Annotated in this window: 23 protein-coding genes; 6 read left to right on the forward strand and 17 right to left on the reverse strand. The window is 68.3% G+C overall.

The window, feature by feature from the left end:
- Positions 1 to 6: 6 nt before the first annotated feature.
- Genes efeB through efeU form a run of 3 tightly spaced genes read right to left on the reverse strand, consistent with a single transcriptional unit; the run spans position 7 to position 3,519 of the window.
- Positions 7 to 1,293 (reverse strand): iron uptake transporter deferrochelatase/peroxidase subunit, encoded by a 1,287-nt coding sequence (gene efeB / locus DY023_RS07420; protein ID WP_116241709.1) that lies wholly within the window; start codon positions 1,291 to 1,293, stop codon positions 7 to 9.
- Between the two features lies 1 nt (position 1,294).
- The gene (gene efeO, locus DY023_RS07425) at positions 1,295 to 2,527 is read right to left on the reverse strand and encodes an iron uptake system protein EfeO (RefSeq protein WP_116241710.1); all 1,233 of its coding nucleotides are present in this window, start codon (positions 2,525 to 2,527) and stop codon (positions 1,295 to 1,297) included.
- Positions 2,524 to 3,519: an iron uptake transporter permease EfeU gene (efeU, locus tag DY023_RS07430; protein WP_116241711.1), complete on the reverse strand. Its 996-nt coding sequence runs from the start codon at positions 3,517 to 3,519 to the stop codon at positions 2,524 to 2,526. The genes efeO and efeU overlap by 4 nt, the downstream gene beginning before the upstream one ends.
- 119 nt (positions 3,520 to 3,638) lie before the next feature.
- On the opposite strand from efeU, the gene DY023_RS07435 reads away from it, so the two are divergent.
- The 3 genes from DY023_RS07435 (at position 3,639) to DY023_RS07445 (ending at position 7,083) form a co-directional block, all read left to right on the forward strand.
- Positions 3,639 to 4,637: an isopenicillin N synthase family dioxygenase gene (locus DY023_RS07435; RefSeq protein WP_116241712.1), complete on the forward strand. Its 999-nt coding sequence runs from the start codon at positions 3,639 to 3,641 to the stop codon at positions 4,635 to 4,637.
- Between the two features lie 72 nt (positions 4,638 to 4,709).
- Positions 4,710 to 5,921: an amidohydrolase family protein gene (locus DY023_RS07440; RefSeq protein ID WP_116241713.1), complete on the forward strand. Its 1,212-nt coding sequence runs from the start codon at positions 4,710 to 4,712 to the stop codon at positions 5,919 to 5,921.
- Entirely contained in the window at positions 5,905 to 7,083 is a 1,179-nt protein-coding gene (locus tag DY023_RS07445; RefSeq protein ID WP_116241714.1) for an MFS transporter, read from the forward strand. The genes DY023_RS07440 and DY023_RS07445 overlap by 17 nt, the downstream gene beginning before the upstream one ends.
- Positions 7,084 to 7,186: 103 nt before the next feature.
- Here DY023_RS07445 and rpsO read toward each other — a convergent pair whose 3' ends face one another.
- Complete coding sequence (gene rpsO, locus DY023_RS07450; protein ID WP_116241715.1) at positions 7,187 to 7,456, reverse strand: 30S ribosomal protein S15; 270 nt, start codon at positions 7,454 to 7,456, stop codon at positions 7,187 to 7,189.
- Positions 7,457 to 7,684: 228 nt separating this feature from the next.
- Here rpsO and DY023_RS07455 point away from each other — a divergent pair, with 228 nt between their 5' ends.
- Both DY023_RS07455 and DY023_RS07460 read left to right on the forward strand, forming a co-directional pair.
- Complete coding sequence (locus DY023_RS07455) at positions 7,685 to 8,911, forward strand: MFS transporter (RefSeq protein WP_116241734.1); 1,227 nt, start codon at positions 7,685 to 7,687, stop codon at positions 8,909 to 8,911.
- Positions 8,912 to 9,010: 99 nt separating this feature from the next.
- Complete coding sequence (locus tag DY023_RS07460; protein WP_245958627.1) at positions 9,011 to 9,949, forward strand: DMT family transporter; 939 nt, start codon at positions 9,011 to 9,013, stop codon at positions 9,947 to 9,949.
- Between the two features lie 54 nt (positions 9,950 to 10,003).
- On the opposite strand, the gene DY023_RS07465 is transcribed toward DY023_RS07460, so the two are convergent.
- The 7 genes from DY023_RS07465 to DY023_RS07495 all read right to left on the reverse strand — a co-directional run bounded on the left by DY023_RS07465 (position 10,004) and on the right by DY023_RS07495 (position 16,753).
- On the reverse strand, positions 10,004 to 10,555 hold the full coding sequence (locus DY023_RS07465) for a YceI family protein (protein ID WP_116241716.1): 552 nt from the start codon (positions 10,553 to 10,555) through the stop codon (positions 10,004 to 10,006).
- Between the two features lie 149 nt (positions 10,556 to 10,704).
- Positions 10,705 to 11,073 (reverse strand): FKBP-type peptidyl-prolyl cis-trans isomerase, encoded by a 369-nt coding sequence (locus DY023_RS07470; RefSeq protein ID WP_116241717.1) that lies wholly within the window; start codon positions 11,071 to 11,073, stop codon positions 10,705 to 10,707.
- Positions 11,074 to 11,247: 174 nt separating this feature from the next.
- On the reverse strand, positions 11,248 to 12,495 hold the full coding sequence (locus DY023_RS07475; protein WP_116241718.1) for a PrsW family intramembrane metalloprotease: 1,248 nt from the start codon (positions 12,493 to 12,495) through the stop codon (positions 11,248 to 11,250).
- 26 nt (positions 12,496 to 12,521) lie between these two features.
- Positions 12,522 to 13,973: an aspartate ammonia-lyase gene (locus DY023_RS07480; protein WP_116241719.1), complete on the reverse strand. Its 1,452-nt coding sequence runs from the start codon at positions 13,971 to 13,973 to the stop codon at positions 12,522 to 12,524.
- A gap of 54 nt (positions 13,974 to 14,027) precedes the next feature.
- Positions 14,028 to 14,936, reverse strand: coding sequence for a phosphodiesterase (locus DY023_RS07485; protein ID WP_116241720.1), 909 nt, complete (start codon positions 14,934 to 14,936; stop codon positions 14,028 to 14,030).
- 18 nt (positions 14,937 to 14,954) lie between these two features.
- On the reverse strand, positions 14,955 to 15,290 hold the full coding sequence (locus tag DY023_RS07490; RefSeq protein WP_116241721.1) for a peptidase: 336 nt from the start codon (positions 15,288 to 15,290) through the stop codon (positions 14,955 to 14,957).
- Positions 15,287 to 16,753, reverse strand: coding sequence for an inorganic phosphate transporter (locus tag DY023_RS07495; protein ID WP_116241722.1), 1,467 nt, complete (start codon positions 16,751 to 16,753; stop codon positions 15,287 to 15,289). The genes DY023_RS07490 and DY023_RS07495 overlap by 4 nt, the downstream gene beginning before the upstream one ends.
- Positions 16,754 to 16,905: 152 nt before the next feature.
- Here DY023_RS07495 and DY023_RS07500 point away from each other — a divergent pair, with 152 nt between their 5' ends.
- Positions 16,906 to 19,011 carry a S9 family peptidase gene (locus DY023_RS07500; RefSeq protein ID WP_116241723.1) on the forward strand — a complete coding sequence of 702 codons (2,106 nt, stop codon included), beginning with the start codon at positions 16,906 to 16,908 and terminating at the stop codon, positions 19,009 to 19,011.
- A gap of 37 nt (positions 19,012 to 19,048) precedes the next feature.
- Here the strand turns inward: DY023_RS07500 and DY023_RS07505 are convergent, their stop codons facing one another.
- The 6 genes from DY023_RS07505 to DY023_RS07530 all read right to left on the reverse strand — a co-directional run.
- Positions 19,049 to 20,077, reverse strand: a complete 1,029-nt coding sequence (locus DY023_RS07505; RefSeq protein ID WP_116241724.1) for an ATP-dependent 6-phosphofructokinase — start codon at positions 20,075 to 20,077, stop codon at positions 19,049 to 19,051.
- Positions 20,078 to 20,296: 219 nt separating this feature from the next.
- Positions 20,297 to 22,444 (reverse strand): DEAD/DEAH box helicase, encoded by a 2,148-nt coding sequence (locus tag DY023_RS07510; RefSeq protein ID WP_116241725.1) that lies wholly within the window; start codon positions 22,442 to 22,444, stop codon positions 20,297 to 20,299.
- Between the two features lie 534 nt (positions 22,445 to 22,978).
- Positions 22,979 to 23,386 (reverse strand): DUF7878 domain-containing protein, encoded by a 408-nt coding sequence (locus DY023_RS07515; protein ID WP_116241726.1) that lies wholly within the window; start codon positions 23,384 to 23,386, stop codon positions 22,979 to 22,981.
- A gap of 4 nt (positions 23,387 to 23,390) precedes the next feature.
- Positions 23,391 to 24,959, reverse strand: a complete 1,569-nt coding sequence (locus DY023_RS07520) for an RHS repeat-associated core domain-containing protein (protein ID WP_181905760.1) — start codon at positions 24,957 to 24,959, stop codon at positions 23,391 to 23,393.
- A 281-nt stretch (positions 24,960 to 25,240) separates the two neighbouring features.
- Positions 25,241 to 25,738, reverse strand: a complete 498-nt coding sequence (locus DY023_RS18455) for a barstar family protein (RefSeq protein WP_425453440.1) — start codon at positions 25,736 to 25,738, stop codon at positions 25,241 to 25,243.
- Between the two features lie 113 nt (positions 25,739 to 25,851).
- A partial coding sequence (locus DY023_RS07530; RefSeq protein ID WP_220347255.1) for a hypothetical protein occupies positions 25,852 to 26,154 on the reverse strand: 303 nt, incomplete at its 5' end.

Below are 26,154 nucleotides of genomic sequence, written 5' to 3' on the forward strand. Positions count from 1 at the left end.
GCGGGGCTACTGGGCGAACAGCGACTCCCCCACGTAGGAGCCGGCGGCTGCGCCGGGCGGGATGGCCCACAGCCCGGAGCCCACGTGCCGCACGTACTCGTTCATGAGATCAGTGGAGAGGCTGCGCTGCAGCGTGACGAACTGCTGCGGGTCCCGCTGGTAGGAGAGGAAGAACAGTCCGGCGTCGAGCCGGCCGAGCGCGTTGTTGCCGCCGACGTAGTTGAACCCGCGGCGAAGGATACGGGTGCCGCCGTTCGTGTCCGGGTGCGCCAGCCGCACGTGGCTGTTCGCGTCGAGTTTCGCGAGCCGCGGTTCGGTGAACTCGGACCCGCCCGAGAGCGGCGCCCCTTCGCCCTTTTCCCGGCCGAAGATGTTCTCCTGCTCGGAGAGCCGCACGCGGTCCCAGGTCTCGATGAGCATCGCGATCTTGCGGGCGACCAGGTACGAGCCTCCGGCGAGCCAGGACGGCTCGTCCGATGCCGCCACCCAGACGTTCTCGTCGAGGGCGGCGGTGTCGTCGGCGAGGATGTTGGCGGTGCCGTCCTTGAACCCGAACAGGTTGCGCGGCGTCTGCTGATCCGCGGTCGTGCGCGAGGTCTTGCCGTAGCCGAGCTGCGACCAGCGCAGCCGCGCCCGTCCGAACGCGATCCTGCTGAGATTGCGAACGGCGTGCACGGCGACCTGCGGGTCATCCGCGCACACCTGGATGCACAGATCGCCGTCTGACGACTCCGGCACGAGGTCGTCGCCGAGGAAGGCCGGCAGCCGTTCGAGCGCGGCCGGGCGTCGGTCACGGATGCCGTAGCGGTCCTCGCCGTCCTTCTCGAACAACGTCGGTCCGAAGCCGATCGTGACGGTCAGCCCGCTGGCGGGCAGCCCCTGCGCCTCACCCGTGTCATCGGGCGGCGACTCGGGCGAACCGCCCACCGCACCCGTGGCCGACACGTCGAGTCCCTGGGTGATCCGGGATGCGGCGTAGGTCCAGTCCTGCAGCAGCTCGATGAGGTCGGCACGGTCGGTGCGCGGCATCATGTCGAAGGATGCGAAGTGCAGGTGCTCCTGCACCGGGGTCACGATGCCGGCCTGGTGCTCGCCGAAGAAGTCGTACGGTCGTGCCTCGCCTGCGCCGGACCGGGAGGACGCGACCGCGTATCCCGCACCGGCTCCGACCGCGAGCGCTGCAGCGCCGCCGCCCACGGCGAGGCCGAGCAGGCCGCGCCTGCTCAGCCCCCGCGACGCGCCGGCATCCGGCGATCGCTCCTCCGCCGGCTGCGCGTCCTGGTGATCGACCACGTCAGGACAGCGTGGTGCCGGTGAGCTGCGAGAGAGGCTCGGCCAGCGCGTTGATCAGGTCGACGAGCTCGCGCTTCTGCGCGTCGGTCAGATCGGTGAACGCGACGAAGCCGTCCTTCAGCGAGCCGTGCTGGGAGAGAGCCGCCTCGAGGTCGGCGTAGCCGGTCTCGATCTCGTCCACCAGGGCCGCTCCGTCATCGCCCTGGGCGGCGGCGAAGTCGCTGACGAGCGAGAACGCCATCTTCGAGCCCTCGACGTTCGCCGCGAAGTCGTAGAGGTCGGTGTGCGACCACCAGTCCTCCTCACCGGTGATCTTGCCGGTGGCGACCTCGTCCAGCAGGGCGATCGCTCCGTTGGAGACGCCTGCGATCCCCTGGTCCTCGAGGTTGCTGACGAAGTCGTCGGAGTGCACGTAGTCGTACAGCTCCTGGACATCGGCGATCAGCTGATCGCCGAACTCGCCGCGCTGCTCGGTCGTGGACGGCGCCCAGTCCTGCCACGCCGGGGTCTCCCCGTCGGCGTTCAGCGCATCCTTCGCCGGTACCCAGAGATCCTTCTCGATGCGGTGGAAGCCGGTCCAGTCCAGTCCCTCGGCGACGGCATCCACCTCGCGGTAGTCGATGCGCGGATCGAGGTCGCCGAGCGCCTCGGCGACCGGCTCGATGCGCTCGTAGTACGCGCGAGTGGTCGCGAACAGCTCTTTCGCCTTCGCGTCGTCGCCGCTCTCGTACGCGGTGACCATGTCATCGACTGCCGGAACCAGCTGTCCGACCTGATCCTTGACGAATGCCGCGTACAGGTCGACGGCCTTCTGCTTCTGCTCGGCGTCCGGGCCGTTCACCGCGACGCGGTCACCGGTGACGGTGAACGCGGACTTGCCGATGCCGTCGCCGACCATGCCCGGCTTGCAGACGGTGAAGTAGTCACCCGGCTGCGCGGTGACGGTGAGGGTGCGCGAGGCGGACGGCGCGATGTTCTCGACCTCGCCCACGATGCGCAGCCCGTCATCGGCGAGCAGGTAGAACTCGGTCACCTGGTCGCCGGCGTTCTTCACGTCGAACGTCAAGGTGCCGCTCTTCGCGGTTCCTGCCGAGACGGCGCAGTCCGACGCGGTGGATGAGACCGTGAGCGCGGCGGACGGGTCGGCGTCGGCCTTGGCCACGCAGCCGCTGAGGAGGAGCGCGGCCGCGCCGGTGGCAGCGAGAGCTCCGAGGACGCGGGGAGACGAGGTCATGCTGTTCCTTCGGTAGTGGTGAGGGGATTTCCGGTGGAGGACGCGGGCTCGGCACCGCTCGCGTTCGGGGATTGCGCTGACGCGGATGCGGCTGCCGCGGCATCCGATCCCTTCGCGCCCCGACGGCGCGGCAGTCCGCGCAGGAAGAACGCGCCGACGATCACGATGTACAGCGCCCAGGCGATGACCTGCAGCCAGGTCATCCGCGGCGTGAAGCCGAGGGTCGCCTGCAGGATCGCGGCCGCAGTGCCGTCCGGGGCGATGGCGCCGCTGAGGTCGAACGCCCAGCCGAACGGGAACGCGGCGAGACCGATGGCCACGGCACCGGTCTCGGGATCGATCGGCGCCGCCGCGGTGAACGGGCCGGGCAGCGCGCCGGCCTCCTGCAGGTCCATGATCGCGTAGGCGAGCACTCCGGCGGCGACGATCACGAGGAAGCCGCCGGTCCAGGCGAAGAAGCGGCGCAGGTCGAGCCTGACGGCGCCGCGGGCGAGCAGCCAGCCGACGACGATCGCGATGGCGAGGCCGATCAGAGCACCGAGCAGCGCCAGCGGCGCACTGCCGAAGGACTGCACCATCGACCACAGCAGCAGAGTCGTCTCGATGCCCTCACGGGCGACCGACACGAATCCGATCGCGACCAGCGCCCACAGCCCGCCCTGTGCGAGCGCGCGGTCGAGGCCGCCTTCCAGCGTGGCCTTCATCGTGCGCCCGGCCTTCTGCATCCAGAAGATCATCCAGGTCACCATGGCGACGGCGAACAGCGACATCAGGCCGCCGATGAGCTCCTGGGCGCCCGGCGCCAGCGAGTACGCGCCGAAGGTGAGCACAGCGCCGATGGCCAGTGACAGGGCCACGGCCAGGCCGATGCCCGCCCACATCCTGGGCAGGACGTCAGCGCGGCCGATCCGCTTGAGATAGGCGACGAGGATGCCGACGACCAGAGCAGCTTCCAGACCTTCGCGCAGGCCGATGAGGAGTGATGCGAACACGCGGGGAGACTCCGAGGTATACGGGTAGGTAAGGAGTGCCTTACCTAAGACACTGTAGCACCCGGGTAACCCTGCGCAACATTGATGACGTCGCGAGAAAGCGCGTCTACCGTCGAGCCATGGCCGAACTCTCGCTCCCCGTCCTCGACCTCTCCCGCCTCGATGCCGGGCCCGAGGCCGCCGCACGGTTCCGCGCAGACCTGCGCGCGGCCACGCACGACGTGGGCTTCTTCTACCTGACCGGCACCGGGGTCTCCCCCGAGCTCGAGGATCGCCTGCACCGCGCCGCGCGCGACTTCTTCGCCCTGCCCGAGACGGACAAGCTCTCGATCGAGAACGTGAAGAGCCCGCACTTCCGGGGCTACACCCGCATCGGCGGCGAGCGCACGCAGGGCCGGGTGGACTGGCGCGAGCAGATCGACATCGGCCCCGAGCGCGAGGCGGTCGACGGAGGCCCCGCCTTCAACCGCCTGGTCGGGCCCAACCTGTGGCCCGAGGCGCAGCCCGAACTGCGCGACGTGGTCGCGGAGTGGCACGCCGCGCTGTCCGAGGTGTCCCGCAGACTGCTGCGCGCCTGGGCGGAGGCCCTGGGCGCAGAGCCGTCATACTTCGACGACCATTTCGGCGAACCGCAGACGCTGATCAAGATCGTGCGGTATCCCGGCAAGGCCGACCCCGAGCCCCAGCAGGGCGTCGGGGCGCACAAGGACTCCGGCGTGCTCACCCTGCTGTGGGTGGAGCCCGGCAAGGGGGGCCTGCAGGTGCGACGCGACGGACAGTGGGTCGATGCTCCGCCCGTGCCCGGCGCGTTCGTCGTGAACATCGGGGAGATGCTCGAGTACGCCACCGGCGGCTACCTGAAGGCCACCGATCACCGCGTGATCTCGCCGAAGGCACCGGACGAGCGGATCTCGATCCCGTTCTTCTTCAACCCGGCACTGGACTCACGGCTGCCCCTGATCGAGCTGCCCGAAGATCTCGCCGCGGAGGCGCGCGGCGTCACCGAGGATCCGTCGAACCCGATTCACGCGCTGTACGGCGAGAACGCCCTGAAGTCCCGGCTGCGCGCGCACCCTGACGTGGCCGCGATCCACCACGCCGACCTCGTCGGGGCCTGATCCGGCACAGACGGCCGGTGAGGCATTCGGGAACGCCGGCACCCTTCCGCCCTGATCTGGTATACCAGAATCGTGCTGATCAGAAACGTGCGCCCGTGGGGCGAAGCCGCATCCGATGTCCTCCTCGACGGCGACCGCATCGCCGCGATCCGCGCACACGACCCGGCTGCTCCCGCCGCCGAAGGCGATGTCGACGGCCGTGGGCGCCTGCTGCTCCCCTCGTTCAGCGACGTGCACGTGCATCTGGACTCCTCGCGCATCGGCCTGCCGTTCCGTGAGCACACCGGCCGCCCCGGCGTGTGGGGCATGATGATGAACGACCGCGAGAACTGGCGCAACACCGACGTCCCGCACGCCGAGATCGTCGCCGGCACCCTCGAGGCGATGATCGCCCGCGGCACCACCCGGGTGCGCACCTACGCGCAGGTCGACGTGGACTGCAAGCTGGAGAAGTTCGACTCCGTCATGGCGGCGAAGGAGAAGTTCGCCGATCATGCCGAGGTGCAGGTGATGACGTTCCCGCAGGCGGGCATCCTCCGCGAGGCCGGCACCGTCGAGTACCTCGAGGAGTCGCTCAAGCAGGGCGCCGACGTGATGGGCGGCATCGACCCGTGTGAGCTCGACCGCGACCCGGCGAAGCACCTCGACATCGTGTTCGGCCTGGCCGAGAAGTACCAGGTCGAGATCGACATCCACCTGCACGAACCAGGCGCCCTCGGCGTGTTCAGCACCGATCTCGTGATCGAGCGCGTCCGGGCGCTCGGCATGCAGGGCAAGGTCACCATGTCGCACGCCTACGACCTGGGCGGCGTGAACGAGGCGACCACGCAGCGGCTGATCGACACGTTCGCCGAGCTGGACATCTCGATGGCCTCCGTCGCCCCGTCCGCGAAGAACCAGCTGCCGCTGATCAAGCTCGTGGAGGCGGGCGTGCGCTTCGGGCTCGGCGAGGACGGCCAGCGCGACTACTGGAGCCCGTACGGCAACTGCGACATGCTCGACCGCACCTGGCAGCTGGCGTTCACGAACGGCTACCGCCGCGACGACCACATCGAACTCGCTCTCGCAGTCGCGACCATGGGCGGCGCGAGCATCATGTCGCACGACACGCCGCGCGTCACCGGCGTCGGCGACCGCCCCGGCGTCGCCGTCGGTGACCGTGCCGACCTGGTCGTCGTGGACGGCGAGACGCCGTCCAGCGCCGTGATGGACCGCGGTTCCGACCGCACCGTGCTGCACGACGGACGGATCGTCGCCGACGGTCTGCATGTCGTCGCGGTCTGAGGACCCGCGGGCGGCACGGGCGATCGCGCTCGGCGCCGCCCTGCTGGTCGGCATCAATCTGCGCCCGGCGATCACCTCGCTCTCCGCGCTGCTCGATCACGTCTCGACCCTGTTCCGGCTGGGCGACGCGGGCACCGGTGTGCTGGCGACCCTGCCGATCGTCGCGTTCGGGGTGACCGCGCCGCTGGGCCCCATGCTGGCCCGCCGGATCGGCACCGCGCGGGCACTGCTGGTCGCGATGGTCGTGCTCGCCGTCGCCCTGGCGCTGCGCGTGACCGAGGGCTGGATGCTGGTACCCGGCACCTTCATCGCCGGCGCGGCGATCATGATGGGCGCGACGCTGATCCCGCCGTTCCTGAAGTCGCTCGGCGCCTCCGGACTGTGGGTGGGCTTGAGCACGATGTCCTTCGGCGTCGGCGCCGCCCTCGGCGCGGGACTCTCCGTCCCTCTGGAGCACATCCTCGGTGGCACGGCGCAGGCGCTCGCCAGCTGGGCGGTGCTCGCGGTCGTCGCAGCGGCCGCGCTGCTCTTCGTCGGGCGCGGCACGGGCGTGGCGGAGCAGCACCGGCCTCGGATCGCCATCACCCGCGACAACCGGATGACCGTGCTGATCATGACCGCGGTGTTCTCGTTGCAGTCGCTGCTGTACTTCGCCGTCACCACCTGGCTGCCGCTGATGCTCGCCGAACGCGGCACGGATCCCGCCACGGCGGGCTGGCTGCTGGGCTGGTTCAGCCTGATCGGCCTGATCCCCTCGCTGCTGGCCCCGGTGATCGCCCGCCGCAGGGGCACCCTCAGCTGGTTCGGTCCGGGACTGGGGCTGGCTATGGCGGGCGGGTTCGCCTGGTTCGGCCTGAGCTCGGGGATGGACACCGCCGTGGTCTCCTGTCTCGGAATCGTGCAGAACGCGGGCTTCGGGCTGGCGATGGGGCTGCTGGTCAGCCTCGCCGCCGACGCGCCGTCCGCGGGCATCCTGTCGGCGATCGCGCAGGGGGTCGGCTACGCCGTCGCCGGCGTCGGCAGCCTGTTGCTCGGCCTGCTGCACGATGCGACCGGCGGATGGACCGCCAGCATCCTGGCCATGGCGGGCCTCGCCGTCGCACTCAGCGCGTGCACGGCGCTGGTCATCCGGCGCCGGCCCGTTTCGCTGATCGCCGCTTGACGGGCGCGCGCCGGTCGCCGGGTACGACGAAGGCCTCCCCACACCGTGGGGAGGCCTTCTCAAGAATGTTCTGCGCGATTGAACGCTGGAACGCGTGCTGTGCTCAGCGACGCAGACCCAGGCGCTCGATCAGCGAGCGGTAGCGCTCGATGTCGACGTCCTGGAGGTAGCCGAGCAGACGACGGCGCTGACCGACGAGCAGGAACAGGCCACGACGCGAGTGGTGGTCGTGCTTGTGCTCCTTGAGGTGCTCGGTGAGGTCCTTGATGCGCTGCGTCAGCATCGCGACCTGCACCTCGGGGGATCCGGTGTCACCGGGGTGCGTCGCGTACTCTTCGATGATCGCCTTCTTGACGTCTGCTTCCAGTGCCATAGATTCGATCCCCTCTCACTCGTTGCGCGGTGCCCGGCGCCTGATGCGCGAGCTCTCTTTATCCGCGGCCGATCTAACGGCAACCTGAAGAGTCTACCAGTGATCCGCACCGCCCGCGGACCGCGTGCACTCCCCCCTCCGATACGCTCGGATGATGCAATACGGATCTTCCGCGTGAGCCACTTCATCGACCTCTCGCCGCTCAGGGCGAGCCCGGCGTTCGCGCGGATGTGGATCGGCTCTACGCTGGCCGGCATCGGCGGGCAGCTCACCGTGGTCACCGTCATGCTGCACGTGTTCACGCTCACGCAGAGCACCTTCGCGGTGTCGATGATCGCCGTCGCCGGGCTCGTGCCGATGATCCTCGCCGGGCTCTACGGCGGAATGCTGGCGGACGCCTTCGACCGTCGCAGGGTCGCACTGATCGCGGCGACCGTGACGTTCGCCGCGACGACGCTGCTCGCCGTGCTCACTTGGACCGGCACCGAGACGATCTGGTGGCTGTACGGGCTGAGCATGACCATCGCAGCGGCGAACTCGGTCGGCATGGCGACCCGCACGGCGATCGTCCCCCGGCTCATCGCCCGTGAGCAGCTGGCCGCCGCATCCGCTCTGAACGGCGTGGCCTTCGGGCTGACTGTTATGGCGGGCCCGGCACTGGCCGGCCTGCTCGTCGCGCTGACCGGCTACGGCTGGACCTACACGATCGACGTCGTACTGATGCTCGCGATGTTCCTCGGACTGTGGACCCTGCCCTCGCTCGTGCCGGAGGGCGAGGTCGTGCGCCCCGGACTCGCCTCGCTGGCCGACGGCTGGCGCTTCCTGCGCCGCGCGGGGAACATCCGGATGCAGTTCCTCTGCGACATCCTGGCGATGACCTTCGGCCAGCCGCTGGTGCTGTTCCCCGCGCTCGGCACGGTGATCCTCGGCGGCGGCGCGTTCACCACCGGTATCCTCACCGCGGCCGTCGCCGTGGGCACGTTCGGATCCAGCCTGCTCTCGGGACGGGTCGTGCAGTACCGCTGGCACGGCCGCGGCATCGAACGAGCCGTGCAGGCCTACGGGCTCTCGATCGTGCTCTTCGGCGCGGTGCTGCTCATCGGCTCGTTCCTCTCGCCGGCGACGGAGAAGGCGCCGAACGTCGGTCTCATCGTCGCGGCGTGCCTGGCCCTCGCACTGTCCGGAGCCTGCGACAACGTCAGCTCGATCTACCGCAACACGATGATGCAGGCCGCTGTTCCCGATGCCATGCGCGGACGACTCCAGGGAGTGTTCATCATCGTCGTCGCCGGCGGGCCGCGCGTGGGTGCGCTCTACGCCGGCACGCTCGCGACGTTCACCGCACTGTGGTTCCCGCCGCTGCTCGGCGGCTTCCTGGTCATCGGGCTGGTGGCGCTGCTGGCGCGGCGCAACCCCCGGTTCGCGGCGTACGACGCCGCCGATCCCGTGCCCTGATCCGTTCCCCGCGACGGGATCCTGCCGTTCATCGGCGGATATCGGACGTCGCATCCGGAACCCGCCTTCGTCGGTCGCCGGCGTGAATAGAGTTCGGGAGTGACCTCGACCACTGCTCCCCCGCAAGCCGCCACGACGCGCCCGCAGACCGCGTCGATCGTGATCCAGTTCGTCCTCACCGGGATCGTGTGGGGCTCGAGCTTCCTGTTCATGAAGGTCGCGCTGGGCGGGATCTCACCCGCGCAGGTGGCCTGGTCCCGGCTGCTGCTCGGCGCCCTCGCGCTCGGCCTGTTCGTCGTCCTGCGCCGCGATCGGCTGCCCACGACGGGGCGCATCTGGATGCACCTGACGGTCGTCGCCGTGACGTTCTGCGTCGTGCCGTTCCTCATCTTCGCGTGGGCGCAGCAGCACGTGAGCTCCGGCCTGTCCAGCATCTACAACGCGACGACGCCGATCATGACCGCGATCATGGCCTGGGCGGTGCTGCGCGTCGAGCGGCTGAAGCCGGGGCAGATCGCCGGCATCCTGATCGGCATCCTCGGCGTGATGGTCATCATCGCCCCCTGGAGCGGGATGGACGCCACCCAGGGCATCGGCGCGCAGCTGGCGATCCTCGGCGCGACGGCCTGCTACGGGTTCAGCTTCGCCTACATGCGCCGCTTCCTCGCCGACTCCGGAGTGAGCGCCCTGGTGTTCTCGTTCCTGAACATCGGCCTCGCCGCGGCGATCATGCTGCTGCTCACCCCCGTACTGGTGCTCACGCCGGTGCGACTCGACGCGGGGATCGTCCTGGCCGTCGTGCTCCTCGGCTTCCTGGGCACCGGGCTCGCCTACGTGTGGAATCAGAACGTGCTGCGCGCCTGGGGCCCGACCCGCGCGTCGACGGTGACCTACATCACCCCGGTGGTCGGAGTGACGCTCGGCGTGCTCGTGCTGCACGAGCAGGTGAGCTGGAACGAGCCGGTCGGGGCGCTGATCGTGTTCGCCGGCATCCTGCTGGCGCAGGATCGCCTGCGACTCCGGCGCCGGGAGGCGTGAGGACGCGGAAAGGGTGCGGATGCCGCAGCATCCGCACCCTTCGATGTGAGGCGATCAGGCCTGCAGCGAGCCCTGCAGGTCGAGGTTGATCTTGATGTCCTTGCCGACCAGGACGCCGCCGGTCTCGAGGGCCTGGTTCCAGGTGAGGCCGAAGTCCTCGCGGTTGATGGTCGCGGTGGCGGAAGCGCCGGCCTTGTAGTTGCCCCACGGGTCGGTGCCGAAGCCGCCGAAGTCCAGCGCGAAGCTGACCGGCTTGGTGATGCCGCGGATGGTCAGGTCGCCGTCGACGAACAGGTCGCCGTCCTCGACGCGAGCACCGGTCGACACGAAGTCCATGGTGGGGTGGTTCTCGGCGTCGAAGAAGTCGGCGGAACGCAGGTGCGCGTCGCGGTTCTCGTCGTTGGTGTCGATCGAGGTGACATCGACGCTGGCCTCGACCTTCGCCTCGAGCGGGTTCTCGGGGGCGATCAGGGTCGCGCTCTTCACGCCGAAGCTGCCGCGCACCTTCGAGATCATCATGTGGCGAACGCTGAAGGTGACCTCGCTGTGCGAAGGGTCGAGGTTCCAGGTGCCGGCGCGGTAGCCGGGGACGTCGATGGTGCTCATGCTGCTCCTTGGGGAAGTCGTTGCCGCCGATCGGCGACACGGGTTACAACTTACATGCAAATGGATGTATTCCCGAGAATGGGAAAGGGATCCCGAACAGTGCAGAGACCCCCGCCCGCACAGTGCGGACGAGGGTCTCGGAGTACTTGTCAGCCGACGGCGACGAGATCGATGATGAAGATCAGCGTCTTCCCGGACAGGAAGTGACCGGCACCCGCCGGGCCGTAAGCCAGGTGCGGCGGGATGACCAGCTCGCGGCGTCCGCCCACCTTCATGCCGGGGATGCCCTCCTGCCAGCCCTGGATCAGGCCGCGCAGAGGGAACTGGATGGTCTCGCCGCGACCCCACGAAGAGTCGAACTCCTCGCCGGTGTCGTACTCGACACCGGCGTAGTGCACGGTGACGGTGTCGCCGGGCTTCGCCTCGGCACCGTCTCCGGCGATGATGTCGCGGATGACGAGCTCCGCGGGAGCCGGGCCTGCGGGGGCGTCGAACTCTGGCTTTGTGCGATCTGTCATGCCTCCATGTAACCGGACGGCCCGCGCACGGTCAACGCGAGGGGGCTTGCCGAGAGCGAACACGATCGTGGAGACAGACTCAGCGCCCGGTGCTGCGGCGATGCCTGCAAGCGAATCCGGGCGCTGAGTTGATCTGTACCCAGGGTGCCTCACACCTCTGCGACTGTCAAGGGTTCAGTACGCCAGCAGCGCCGCCCGCGTCGCGCGAGTGCGCACGAGAAGGGCGTGCTCGTCGGCCGCCGCGAACCTGTCATGACCGGTGATCGCCCGCTGCCGGACCGCGGCCAACTCCGTCGCATCGCGGATGAACGACTTCATCAGCGGTCGGCGATCACCGCGCAGCGACGACGCCCACCTCATCGCCGTCCTCCTCCCCGCAGGCGTGGCCAGCATCGTGACCTCCTCGGGCGTGAACCATCCCGCCTTCGCATAGTCCCCGAGCCTTTCCCTCGTCAGCCTGGCCTCTTCGCGGCGCAGCCCGACGATGCCCAGGATGAAGCCGACGAACAGGGGCACCTGCATCGTCAGGTAGAGCGGGAAGAAGTCCCCGAACAGCGAGGACCCGTTCCACAGCGCGTGCAGCGCGATGGCGCCGAGCACTCCGATGCATCCCGTGCCGAACGCGCTCTCGGCGCTCGCCCCGCGTCGCGCGGCGATTCCGATGGCGAAGCCGGTCAGCGAGGTGAACATGGCGTGTGCGAAGGGCGACATCAGTCCGCGCACGACGAACGTCGCGGTGAGCTGCTGCCCGCCGCCCTCGTGCACGCTGATCGCGAAGTACTGGATGTTCTCGGTGAATGCGAACCCCGCTCCGACCAAGGCGCCGTACACCACGCCGTCGACCGGACCGTTGAAGGCCCGGCGGGCGAAGACGTAGATCAGGAAGACGCCGAGACCCTTGCCGATCTCCTCGACCAGCGGGGCCTGGACGACCGCGGTGAGGCCGTCCGGACGATCTCCGAAGACCAGTCCGAGGCCACGGTCGACGAGCAGTGCGATACCGACGGCGCCGATCGCTCCCCATGCCAGCGCGAACACCACCAGACTGCGAGGTTCGGGCTCCCAGCGGTCGATCAACCACACGCCGAGCAGCACGATGGACAGCGGAACGAGCGCGAGGATCAGGCCGAGGACGGATGCCCCGGTGCCGAGCGCGTTCACGAAGTACCCGATCAGCTGCAGCAGGGCGAAGGCGAGCACGCCGAAGACCCAGATCGACATCGTCCTGCCCTTGCGCACCGGCGTCGGCAGCGCGGGCAGCGCCGGACCAGGCGCCGGGGCGACCGGAGCCTGCGGCGCGAGGCGCGTCGGGTTCTTCGCCAGCGCCGACGGGTACGTCGGTCGCGGCGGCTGATACGCGTGCGGTCCGCCGCCCTGTGCGGGCGGCGGACCGTAGGCGGGCGGCTGTCCTCCGGAGGTCATGGTGGACAGCCTATGGCGCAGGTCGCTCAGTCGTCTTCCGCGGCGATCACCGGAATCGCGGCGGTGATGGCCTCCAGGCCGGACAGGCGCGCAGGCGAGAGCTGCTTGGTGACCTCTTCCCGCGACATCAGTCCGGCTTCGACGACGAGGTCGGCGACGTTGCGGCCCGTCAGCAGCGCCGTCTTCGCCAGTGCGGCGGATGCCGCGTACCCGATGAACGGGGTGAGCGCGGTGACGACGCCGACCGAGGCGCCCACCATGGCCCCCAGACGGTCGGTGTTCGCCGTGATGCCGTCGACGCAGTTCACGCGCAGCGTCCACATCGCCTGACGCATCCAGGTGATGGACTGGAAGATCGAGTGCGCGATGACCGGCTCGAAGGCGTTCAGCTGCAACTGGCCCGCCTCGGCCGCCATCGTGACGGTCATGTCGGCGCCGGCGACGGCGAACGCCACCTGGTTGACGACCTCGGGGATCACCGGGTTCACCTTGCCGGGCATGATGCTGGACCCCGCCTGCATCGCAGGCAGGTTGATCTCGCCGAGCCCGGCCTGCGGACCCGACGAGAGCAGACGCAGGTCGTTGCAGATCTTGGAGAGCTTCATCGCATTGCGCTTCAGCGACGACGAGAACGACATGAACGCACCCGTGTCGCTGGTCGCCTCGACGAGGTCGCCCGCGGTCTGCAGGTCGAGACCGGTGATCTCGCGCAGGTGCTTCAGCACCGCCGGCGCGTAACCCGGGTGCGTGGTGATGCCGGTGCCGATCGCAGTGGCGCCCATGTTGATCTCGAACATCAGCGACGCGTTCTCGGTGAGACGGCTGTGGTCCTCGCCCAGGGTCACGCCGAAGCCGCGGAACTCCTGACCAAGGGTCATCGGCACGGCGTCCTGCAGCTGGGTGCGGCCCACCTTGAGGATGTCGTGGAACTCGTGACCCTTCTTCAGGAAAGAGCCGCGCAGCAGATCGAGCTCCTCGAGCAGCGAGCGCAGGGTGAGCGACAGGCCGATCTTCACCGAGGTCGGATACACGTCGTTGGTGGACTGGCTGCGGTTGGTGTGGTCGATGGGCGAAAGGAAGTCGTAGTCGCCCTTCTCGCGCCCGGCCATCTCGAGCGCGATGTTGGTGATGACCTCGTTCGCGTTCATGTTCGTCGAGGTGCCGGCGCCGCCCTGGATGACGCCGACCACGAACTGGTCGTGGAATTCGCCGTCGATCACCCGCTGCGCGGCGCGGTCGATGAGGTCGGCGCGCTCGGCGTCGAGAACGCCGATCTCCCTGTTCGCGCGCGCGCTGGCCTGCTTGACCATCGCGAGTGCCTTGACGAGATCGGGATACACCGAGATGGGACGCTTCGTGATCGGGAAGTTCTCCTCGGCACGGAGCGTGTGCACACCGTAATAGGCGTCCACGGGGATCTCCATGCTTCCGATCGAATCGGTCTCGGTGCGAGTGCGGGCAGGCGCGTCAGCGGCCATGTCACATCCTTGTGGGGTGTTCGGCGAGTACGGGAAGCGGGGGATGCTCCCAGTCTACGCCGGGGGCTTGCGCGAGAACGCCTCCAGCCGCTGCTCCGGGGTGAGCGCTGCCATCTCGCGCACCCACTCCTCCGAGAAGTAGTCCCCGGTGGGCGCGTCGACCACAGGGACGACGGTGTGCGTGATCGTGTCGGGGTACACGTGCACCAAGTGGAACGACTGTCCGGCATCCGTTCCGTTCACCTCGACCGCGGGCAGGGCGACGTTCATCGTGTAGCACGTCGACGAGGCGACGCTCACGGGCACCCCGGCGAAGACGCCGGACGACGAGTAGTGCAGGTGCCCCGCGAGGATGCCGCGGACGTCGGTGCCTCGCACGACGTCGGCGAACTCGTCCTGGTGCCTCAGCTCGAGGATGTCGAACAGCGGCAGGTGCGAGGGCAGCGGCGGGTGGTGCAGCGCCAGCAGAGTGCCGTGCGGGGCAGGCGTGCGCAGCTGCCCGGCGAGCCAGTCCAGCTGCGCGCCGTCGAGGTCGCCGTGATGCCATCCGGGCACGCTCGAGTCCAGCGCGATCAGGCGCAGGCCGTCGAGATCCCAGACTCCGGTGACGGGTTCCTCGGTCGCCTCGGCGTCGAGCAGTTCGGCCCGCAGCGCCGGCCGCTCGTCATGGTTCCCCGCCACCCAGACGATCGGGCAGCCGAGTTCGGCCGCCACGGGCTCCAGCGCCGCGCGCAGACGGCGGTACGCATCCGGCTCGCCGAAGTCGGTGAGGTCGCCGGTGACGACGATCGCCGACGGTGCCGGATGCACGCGACGCACGGCCTGCAGCGTGCGGGCCAGATTGGCGTCGGAATCGGCTCCGCCGGCATGCCGTGCTCCCCCGGCGAGGAAGTGCGGGTCGCTGAGATGGATGATCGTGTGCGACGCCGCCTCATGACGACCGAACGCGGGAAGGGCGGTCATGCCCTCATGATAGGGCGGTCAGTGTCCGATCACGATCAGCGTGATGCCGCCGAGCACCGCTGCGCCGCAGAGCACGAAGCAGGCGATCGCCGCGACGAAGGCCAGCGACTTCTGCGCGTCGGTCAACGGGCTCTTCTTCGCCGCCTTCGCCGCCTGCTTCTCGGCACGGCGGATCTCCTTCTCGGTGAGCACGGTGATCGCGTCGGTGAACTCCGCCGGCGAGACCACGGGGATGCGCCCGGCGCGCACCAGCATGCGAAGACCCAGTGAGTAGAACGCCACGATCGCGACGGCACCGATCAGCGCCGCGAGGAAGACGTAGCCGAAGGCGATCCAGTCGATCTCGACGCTCATCGTGCGTCCTCCTGCTCATCGATGTCGAGGTCCCATTCGGCGAGCTCGGCGCGCTTGCGGCGGCTGCCGCTGAGCGCCTCCCACTCCTTGGCCGCCTGATCGGCCTCGGCGTACTTCTGCGCGGCGCGCTCGGCTGCCTTGCGCGCCGCCTTGACCTCGCTGGGCGTTCCGCCCTTCTTCTTCAGCTTCTTGGCCCTCTGCGCAGCACGTTCGGCTTCGTCGGCCTTGCGCTCCGCGCGCTCCAGGGCACGCATGAGCTCGATGCGGCTGGTGCGACGGGTGGGGCCGGGCACCTCCGGCTGGTCGACGGCGAGACCCGACTCGGCGACATCGCTCATCGCGTTCGACGAGGTGACCGCGTTCCTGCGGGAGCGCAGGAAGAGGCCCACGATGATGACGACGGCCGCGATGGCGTCGATGATGACTCCCCAGCCGTCCAGCCAGACGACCAGGAGTGCGGCGATGGCGCCGACGGCGCCGGCTGCAGGCAGCGTGAGCAGCCAGCCGAGGCCGATGCGTCCAGCCGTGCGCCAGCGCACCGTGGAGCCGCGACGACCGAGACCGGAGCCGATGACGGAGCCCGACGCGACCTGGGTGGTCGAGAGCGCGAATCCGAAGGCGCTGGAGGCGAGGATGGTGGCGGCCGTCGAGCTCTCGGCGGAGAAGCCCTGCGCCGGCTTCACCTCGGTGAGGCCCTTGCCGAGGGTGCGGATGATGCGCCAGCCCCCGAGGTAGGTGCCCAGTGCGATGGTGAAGGCACAGGCCACGACCACCCAGAACTCCGGGTTGTGATAGTCCTCGCTGCCCGGGTCGCCGGTCTGCCAGCCGACGGTGATCAGTGCGAGCGTGATGACGCCCATGGTCTTCTGGGCGTCGTTCGTGCCGTGCGCGAGCGCGACCATCGACGAGGTGAAGATCTGTCCCCAGCGGAAGCCGGAGCGCCCATCGGGCTTGCCGTCGTAGCGCCGCGTGATGCCGTAGGCGACCTTGGTCGCGGCGAACGCGATCAGACCGGCCGTGACCGGTGCGATGAGCGCGGGCAGCACGACCTTCGACAGCACCACGCCGAAGTTGATGCCGCCGACGCCGACGCCGACCAGGGTCGCGCCGATCAGGCCGCCGAACAGCGCGTGAGACGAGCTGGAGGGCAGACCGAGCAGCCAGGTGAGCATGTTCCAGGTGATCGCGCCGATCAGGCCCGCGAAGATCAGCGAGGGCAGCAGACCGTGGTCGATCTGATCCTCGCGCACGATGCCGCCCGAGACGGTCTTGGCGACCTCCGTGGACAGGAACGCGCCGACCAGGTTCAGCACCGCGGCCAGAAGCACAGCGGTCTTGGGCTTGAGAGCACCGGTGGCGATGGGCGTGGCCATCGCATTGGCGGTGTCGTGGAAGCCGTTCGTGAAGTCGAAGAACAGTGCCAGCGCGATGACCAGCACGACGATGAGGGCTGCGGTTTCCACCGGTCGCTTTCGTTGAAGATGCAGAGACAGTGCCGACGGAGTCGGCGTGACGAACGAAGAGTTCACCGTGGGTATCAGATCCGTTAATCGGCCCTTCTGAATCCTCCCACCCCGCTCCCCCTCGGTCAACTCGCGCCCGGTAGCGTGGAAGGGTGACCGAGCAGACCACGAGCGCACCCGCAGCGGCGCGCCGCCCCGCGCCCCGCACCCACCACGGCGACACCTTCGAGGACCCCTACGAGTGGCTCCGCGCCAAGGAGGACCCAGAGGTGATCGCCCACCTCGAGGCCGAGAACGCGTACACCGAGCAGCGGACGTCCCACCTCGATGCGCTCCGCGACCGCCTGTTCCAGGAGGTCAAGGGGCGGGTGCAGGAGACCGATCTCTCGGTGCCGACGCGCCAGGGCGGCTGGTGGTACTACGGCCGCACCGAGGAGGGCTCGCAGTACGGCATCCAGTGCCGCACCGCGGCATCCGGCGACGACTGGACTCCCCCGAAGCTGATTCCCGGCGAGCCCGTGCCTGGCGAGCAGGTGCTGCTGGACGGCAATGTCGAGGCCGAGGGGCACGAGTTCTTCTCGCTCGGCGCCTTCGACGTCTCCGATGACGGCACGCGAATGCTGTGGTCGGTGGATGTCGAGGGCGACGAGCTCTACACCGTGCACGCCAGGGACCTGGAGACGGGCGCCGATTTCGACGATGTCATCGAGAACACCGCCCAGGCCTTCTTCACCCCCGACGGCACCGCGGTGCTGTACACGACGCGTGACGAGGCGTGGCGACCGGACACGCTGTGGCTGCACCGGCTCGGCACCCCGGTGGCCGAGGACGTGAAGCTGTTCCACGAGCCCGACGAGCGATTCTGGCTCGGCGCCGGCATCACCCGCAGCAAGAAGTACCTGGTCGTCGAGATGGGCTCGAAGATCACCAGCGAGGCGCACCTGTTCGACTTCGCCGACCTCACCGCCGGCGGACAGGTGATCTGGCCGCGCCGCGACGGCGTCGAGTACGAGATCGACCACGCCGTGATCGATGGCGAGGACGTGCTCTACGTGCTGCACAACGACGGCGCCCTCGACTTCGAGCTCGTCGCCGTGCCGGCATCCGACCCGCAGGGCGAGCGTCGCGTCGTGCTGCCGCACACGCCGGGTCGCCGCATCCTCGAGGTGGACTGCTTCCGTGACTTCGCGACCGTCGAGTACCGCCGCGAGGGATTGGGGCGGATCGCACTGCTCTCCTACGGGGATGACGTGCTCGACGAGCTGGAGTTCGACGAGCCGCTGTATTCGTCGTGGTTCTCCGGTAACCCGGAGTGGCATGCCCCGCTGCTGCGGATGGGCTACGTCTCGTTCATCACCCCTTCGACCGTGATGGACCTCGATGTCGCGACCGGTGAGCGTCTGGTGCGCAAGCAGCAGGCGGTGCTCGGCGGGTACGACCCCGCCGACTACGACCAGCGCCGACTATGGGCGACGGCGGAGGACGGCGCCCAGGTGCCGATCTCACTCGTGTGGCGCCGCTCGTTCGGCGAGCCGGGCGCAGAGCCCCGCCCGGTGCACCTGTACGGCTACGGATCGTACGAGTCGTCGATGGACCCGGGCTTCTCCCCCATGCGCCTGTCCATGCTCGACCGCGGCGTGGTCTTCGCGATCGCGCATGTGCGCGGCGGCGGCGAGATGGGCCGCCACTGGTACGACGACGGCAAGATGCTGCGCAAGCGCAACACGTTCACCGACTTCGTCGCGTGCGCGCAGCACCTGGTGGATGCGGGCGTCACGACGCCGGACAGGATGATCGCCGAGGGCGGCAGCGCCGGGGGCCTGCTGATGGGCGCGGTCGCCAACCTCGCACCAGAGCTGTTCGCCGGCATCCTCGCCGAGGTGCCGTTCGTCGACGCGCTGACGTCGATCCTCGATCCCTCGCTCCCGCTGACGGTGGTCGAGTGGGACGAGTGGGGCGACCCGCTGCACGACCCCGAGGTGTACCGGTACATGAAGTCGTACACGCCGTACGAGAACATCAGGCCGGATGCCGCCTACCCGCCGATCCTCGCGATCACCTCGATCAACGACACCCGCGTGCTGTACGTGGAACCGGCCAAGTGGGTCGCGGCTCTGCGCTTCGCCGGCGCCGACGAGGTGCTGCTGAAGTGCGAGATGGCCGCCGGGCACGGCGGTGTGAGCGGACGCTACAACGCGTGGCGGGAGCGCGCGTTCGCGCTGGCCTGGATGCTGGACCGCTTCGGACTCGCGGACTGAGCCGCCGGGGCCGGCGCCGCGCGCCGGCCCCGACTGCTCAACCGAAGAGTGCTGCGGCCTCTTCGTAGCGGTGCAGGGGCACGGTGTTCAGCTCGCCCAGTGCGTCCTCGAACGGGACGCGCACGATCTCGGTGCCCTGCATGGCCACCATCTGCCCCCAGGCGCCGTCGACGATCGCGTCGGCGGCGTGCAGACCGAGGCGGGTGGCGAGCACGCGGTCGAATGCCGAGGGCGAGCCGCCGCGCTGGATGTGGCCGAGGATGGTCGCGCGCGTCTCGATGCCGGTGATGCGCTCGATCTCGGGGGCCAGCCGGTCGCCGATGCCGCCGAGGCGGGGGCGGTTGAACGCGTCGAGGCCCTTGTCGCTGTAAGCCTCGTCCATGCCCTGGAGCTTGAAGCCCTCCGAGACGACGACGAGCGGCGCGCGTCCGCGATCGTGTGCGCTGGTGACCAGCGCGGCGATCTCGTCGAGCGTCTGCGGCACCTCGGGAATGAGGATGGCGTGCGCGCCGGCTGCCATGCCGGCGTGCAGGGCGATCCAGCCGACGTGCCGGCCCATGACCTCGGCGACCATGCAGCGCTGGTGCGAGTCACCGGTGGTGCGCAGTCGGTCCATCGCCTCGGTGGCGATGTTGACCGCAGTGTCGAAGCCGAACGAGTAGTCGGTGGCGCGCAGATCGTTGTCGATGGTCTTCGGCACGCCGATGACGTTGATGCCGTCCTTGGCGAGGCGGTCGGCCGCCGCGAGCGTGCCCTCGCCGCCGATCGCGATGATGCCGTCGATGCGGTGGCCGTAGAGGGTCTTCGCGATGTTCTCCGCTCCCCCGCGCTCGCCCTCGTAGGGGTTGGTGCGGCTGGTGCCGAGGATCGTGCCGCCGACCTTGGAGAGGCCCTTGACCTCGTGCCTGGTGAGCGGGAAGAAGTCGCCGTCGACCACACCGCGCCAGCCGTCGCGGATGCCGACGAACTCGAGGTCGTAGCTGGTGGTGCCCTTGAGCACGATGCCGCGGATGACTGCGTTCAGTCCGGGGCAGTCGCCACCGCTGGTCAGAATGCCGATCTTCATGCTGCTGCCTTCGTGCTTCGGGGGAAAGGGTAAAGGCGACGCTGCCTGCATCCGACCCTAGTGGGCGGCGGCATCCGATGCCATTCGAATCACGCGAAAACCCGGAATCTTGCGGGCCGTATCGGGCTGAAACCGCGATCTTGCGACGCGCCGCTGATCCTGAACGAAAGAGGGCGTCAAGAACAACTGTTCTTAACGCCCTCTGAACGGCCTGTGACGTCAGGCGCCCTGCAGCGCCTCCCGCAGCAGGTGCATGAGCGCGCCGAGCTGCACGGACTCCACGCTGCCCTGCTCGATGTTCTCGCCGTCCAGCGCGCGGCCGGCCAGGCCCTGCTTCTGGTCGATGAGCTCGGCGATCTTCGTGTCGATCGTGTGCGCGGCGATGATGCGCCACGCGGTGACCGGCTCGTCCTGACCGATGCGGTGCACGCGGTCGATCGCCTGCGTCTGCTCCGCAGCGGTCCAGCTGAGCTCGGCGAGCACGACGTTCGAGGCTGCCTGCAGGTTCACGCCGACGCCGGCCGCGGTGAGCGAGCACACCGCGATCCCCACCTCGGGGTCGGTGTTGAAGGCGTCGATCGCCGCCTGGCGGGCCGGGGTCGTCTGGTCGCCGCGGATGGAGACGGCCTTGATGCCGGTTGCCGCGAAGTGCGCCTCGGCCTGGTCCATGACGTCGATGTGCTTGGCGAAGAACACCACCTTCTCGACCGAGCGCTGCAGCTGAGCGGCGTAGTCGGCTGCGAGCTGCGCTTTGGCCTGGCCGATGCGGCGGACCATCGTGAAGACGTTGTCCCCACCGGTGCCCGCGGCCTTGGACTCCTCGAGCTCGTTGTGCGCGACGAGGCGCACGATGTCCTCGTCGATCTCGCCGGCCTCGGCCGGGCCGTGCGCAGCAGCGCGTGCCTCGACGATGCGGCGGTACTTCGCCGCCATCCTCTGACCGAGCTCGCGCTCCGCCTCGCGGATCCCGCGGCCGAACTCGTCGTCCAGCTGCACGGGCAGGTCGGCGATGAGCTTGTCGGGCAGGTCGGCGGCGACGTCCTTCTTCTTGCGCCGCACGATGCCCATCGAGATGACGGCCTCGCGCGCCTCGGCGTAGAACGACTTGTCTGCCGGGGTCAGCCCGGTGGCGTCGAGCTTGTCCATCAGCGCCGGCTCCGGCTTCTCGCCGTTGGTCCAGCCCAGGAAGCGCCAGATCGCGTCGAAGTCCTCGACGTCGTTGATCAGCGGGGTTCCGGTGAGGGCGAGCATGAGCGGGTTCCGCTCCCGTTCGCGGATGCGGGAGGCAAGCGCCAGCACGTTCTGCGACCGCTGCGAGGAGAGGTTCTTGATGAAGTGCGCCTCGTCGACGACCATGCCCTTCAGGCCGATCGAGCTCAGCCACGACAGGTGCCGGTCGAGGATCTCGTAGTTGACGATGAACACGTCGGCGAAGGCGTCGATGTCGGCGCCGTCGCCCTGGATGACGGCCGCACGGCGCTGCGGGGTCCACAGCTCGACTTCGCGGGCCCAGTTCATCTTCACGACGTTGGGCACGACGACCAGCAGCGGGTACGCCTCGGCGACGGATGCCGCGAGCACCGACTGCGCGGTCTTGCCGAGACCCGGCTCATCGGCGAGCAGGAAGCTGCGGTGGCCGGCGCGCACCGACTCGATGAAGCGCGACTGGTGCACCATGACCTCACGGCCCTTGGGCGAGATGTGGTCGTACTCTGGCACCGGGGGCAGCTCCATGGTGGCGGCTCCCCCACCGGCGCCGGACTCGAACGCCTTGTACAGCGGGCCCATCAGCTCCCAGCCGTCCAGGCGGCGGCGCGGCGTGGAGGCCGGACGCGGCGTCAGATCCGGCGCGAGGAACGGGTTGGCGAGCTGTCGCGACTCCACCGAGGGCGGCGTGACCTGCTTCTCGGCGAGCGCGGCCGGCACGACCACCGTGGTCTTCACGGGCGCGACGTCGGTGATCACCAGCTCCTCCGGGGCGAGCTCCGCGCCGGACTCGAGCAGCCAGTCACGACGCATCCGCTTGGCCACAGGGCTCGTGGCCTGGTCGGCCTCGAGCAGCTGGATCAGCGACGTGTCACGCGCCGCGGTCTTCGCGAGGATGGTCGCCACGCCGTCGAGTCGCTTCAGCAGTTCGGCACGGGCGGCATCGGACAGCTCCTGGTCGGCCTTCACCCTGGCGCGCTCCTCGCGCACCAGGAAAGCGATGACCTGGAACTTCACTCGATTGGTGGGCCCGAGCTTTCCGCGCTGGGCCTTCGCCTCGATCTCGCGCACCTTGCGGGCGAGGATCGGGATCAGAGGCGCCTCGTCATCGCGCCGGGAAGTCTTCTTTCGCCGCGGGGCGGCGGTCGCCGTGGTCGGCATGCTCCTCCTGAGCTGAGATATCCGTGCCGAGGATGCTCGGCCGTACCTGTCGTCCGCGGGCGGCATGCTGCCGGCACGGGCCTGACCGGATGCGTATTCGCATGACGACTGCGCACTCGGGCCGTTGCCCCCGCGACCTCCGGATCGCCGGCGCCGATGCGCAGCAGATGCGCTCGGGCGGGAATCCGCGTACAAGTCTACGCCATCGCCCGGTTCCGGTGCGGCGACAGGCGGCGGAACTCGCTCAGCGGCGCCCACGGTCGGTGGATGAGCGGTGTAGAAACTTCCGTCCTGGAAGACCTCGACGCCTATCCGCGAACCAGCCGCCGAACTCGACTACACCCTCAACTGCGAAGAGCCGGTTTCGTAAAAGAACGAAGGCACAACTCGCCCAGCGCCCACCTCTCGCGCTCCCACATAAATCCAAGGCCCAGCAGTTTCCCGCAAGAAGGTCAGAATGAAATGCATCGCGGACAGGTCCAGCCACCCGCACCCATGCCGGCCAAGACACCGCCAGCGATACGGGGAATGCCATCACCGTCGGAGCACCTCGACAGGATCAAGCCCTAGGGTGCCAAGATCGGCTTCGACTCGCGCGATGAAGCGCCGGCAGCACTCATCGACGACGCGCCAATCCGCGGGTGTGGTTCGAGCACCTGGAGCAAGCACGGAGCCTACTGCCCACCCCGCGGCGACCTTCCAGATGGAGATGACGCCCCGTTCCTCGTACGACATTGAGTCGAATTCAAAGTCACCCCGCGCAGGATCCCGGAGCCAGAGAAGCAGGCTACGAGCCAACTCGACCACCGGAAATCCTGGCTCGTCGAAGATAGTCGTCGCGCTCTCCACGAGACAAAGGTGGGCGTCGAACGCGATGAGGTAGTCCGCTTGCGTAGTGCCCTGCAGTTCGTCAGTGCGGAGGCCGTCGTAGGTCAGTTCCACGTCGTCACCTTACATTCACTGGGAAAGCGTTGATGACGCGGCCGTCTCCGGTGACAATCACCCTGATGAACTCTTGACCCTTGGTGCCGATGACGCCGCCACCCGGAACGACGACTCGGAAAGTGTCATCGAGTTCGTTTGGCAGGAACACGGCCGCATCAGATTTCAAGCCACGCGAGATCCAGCCCTGAACTTGCCCGATGTCGTCGGATGCAAACTTGGCTCCGTTTCCGGTAGCGGACGCCAGGTGTTTGTTCTTGACGAAGATCGAAGCCTGATCATCAGCCGCCTTGAACGCCGCGTCCGATGCCTGCACCAGCGCCGATCTGCTGTTTGCGGCGGCCCCTGCGTCAGCATGCTTCGCGGCCGCCCCTACCAGGAGTCTGTTGGTGGCGAGTCCGACGCCGACGCCTGCTCCTCCGAACGCGGCGCCGAGGGTGGTGGCGTATGCGCCGTCCTCGAAAGTGCGCGCCTCTGGCGCGGTGGTGACCGTGTACTGCGCCAGGCTCGTACCCGCGCCGATGACCACGCCGGCGACAATGCATGCCCCGGCGCTGACGATGACACAGACAACTCCCGCTGCCACCAGTGCCGTGATACCGATCGCCTCGGCCGCAGCACCACCGTCCCCGTACGGGTTCGCTTCGGTGAACATCGGCGAGTTCGAGTCCCAGTTGGTGATGCTCCACGCCGCCTCGGCCTTGCGGGTGTTGCCGGCGGCGGGTGGTGCGTCAGAGACCGCCTTCGGCCCGCCACCAGGACCCGCCTGCTTCGTCGTGGTCGTACTGGTGGTCTTCTTGTGAGACATCGGCGCGGATGCACCACTCAACGACTCCGCCCGGAAGAACAACCCGGACGCATCCGCGAACGACACCGGCGAGTTGATCGCATACGCGTACGCGTTGATCTGACGCGCGTCGCCGGTGTCGAGGATCGGGTCAACCGAGATGAACTTCCCCAGCCCCGCATCGTACGCCCGAGCACCCAGCTGGGTCAGGCCGGTCGCCGAGACCGGCTGATTCAGATACCCGAAGTTCGACGACCAGACCGCCACCCCGCCCCGGGCGACACCGTACGGATCCATCCACCGACGAGTGACGACCCCGGTGGCCGCGTTGATCTGCAACCCGACCGTTCCCACCGGATCAGGGGACAGCCACCACAACCCGCCCCCGGCACCGGAGGTGCGCTCGGCGACACTGATCCCCGCGACCTGATACGACCGCACACCGGTCGTCGTCGTCCCGACCATGCGCAGCACCGTGTCCCCCAGGAACAGCGATGCCCCGTCAGAGCCGCCCCACCGCAGCAGCAACTGCCCATCCGCGGTATAGATGCTCTTCTCGGTCTTCGTCCCATCCACCACCGAGCTGACACGGCCCGACTCGTCATACGTGACCGCCTGCCCGGCACGCGTGGTCATCGCCCCCGACGCGTCGTACTGATACCCGTCGGTGACCGTGGAAGAACCCGTCGTGGCCGAGACCTGAGTCACGGCATGCGGACGCGCAGCTCCAGCCGCCGGATACGAGTACGTCGAGGCGGTCGGGGTACCACTCACGCCGTTCTTCACCGTGCTCGCCGTCCGGTTCCCCGTGACCGGATCGACCGTGTACTGCGCCGAATACGGCGCAGGCCCCCCAAGCGCACCCGTCGGCCCCGCCACACAATCACTGGTCGCCGACGCCCACGCAGCAGTCATCGCCTGCAACGGCCCATAACTGAAGCACTGGGTGTCATCCGCGTGGGATGCGGCCGCGGTGACCGCCTTGGTGATAATCCCGGCATCGTTGCGGCTGTATGTGCGCAGCGCCTCCTGCGTGAACGTCGACCCACGGCGCCTCGGATTGCGCGCTACGACTCGAGGCCATTTGAATGTCCCTCAAGCACTCGAACGCCGACGGCTTCCGCCGCCCGCAACAAGCGCTCCGACGATTGAAGTTGCCCCTCCCCGAGAAGCATAAGCACGTGAAATGGCCGCGCCGGTCTCCGATATTGCTCAGGACCGTCAATTACAGGTTTCGACCAGAAAGACCCAGCCGCATTTATGGTCGTCATCAATGCGCGAAGTCCGTCATCGTCTCGCGAAAGAATTTCCTCGGAACGCTCCACTACGAGTACGTATGCGTCGGCGGGAAGCCATTCATCCAGATAGCAAAGACACTCCTCTAGTGCATACCAATTTTCCCCGAAGTCATCAAAGAACTGTAACGCCGCCCCAAACTCGCTCATGAGCGATGGCGTGTCGCGCATTTTCCACCCTCGCAACTTCCGAACACATGCATTCACGCCCAGGGTTTCGTAAAAGAACAAAGGCACAACTCGCCCAGCGCCCACCTCTCGGGGCCCCACATAAATCCAAGGCCCAATAGTTTCCCCAAGAAAGTCAGGTTGGAATGCATCATGTTGTCCGAGTCATCCGGCGTCATGGTCGAATTCCTAACTGGTCAAGCACTGTCGTGCAACTACATGTCTCGCAGTTCTCGCGCGAGCGCCACTATCCGGGCATTCGCTAAAAGAACATGCTCCTCCAACAGAGTTCCGAAGAGAATCGTTTCGAGGTCTGCTTCTGCCCGTCGAATCGCGTCAGCAACTCCCGACCCGTCGTTCTCAAGCAGCGAAATTGCATCTTGCAGGGCGCGTTGCGCCTCCTCAAGATTGCAAACGCCGCCCTCGAGCCCGGAAACAGTCCCCAGCATTCTCGACACCACAGTCTTGTTGTACTCGTTCATAGCTACCTGGTTATAGCTGTTATGACAATGTCGTCT

The sequence above is a fragment of the Microbacterium bovistercoris genome, assembly GCF_003387575.1.
Taxonomy (GTDB): Bacteria; Actinomycetota; Actinomycetes; order Actinomycetales; family Microbacteriaceae; genus Microbacterium; species Microbacterium bovistercoris.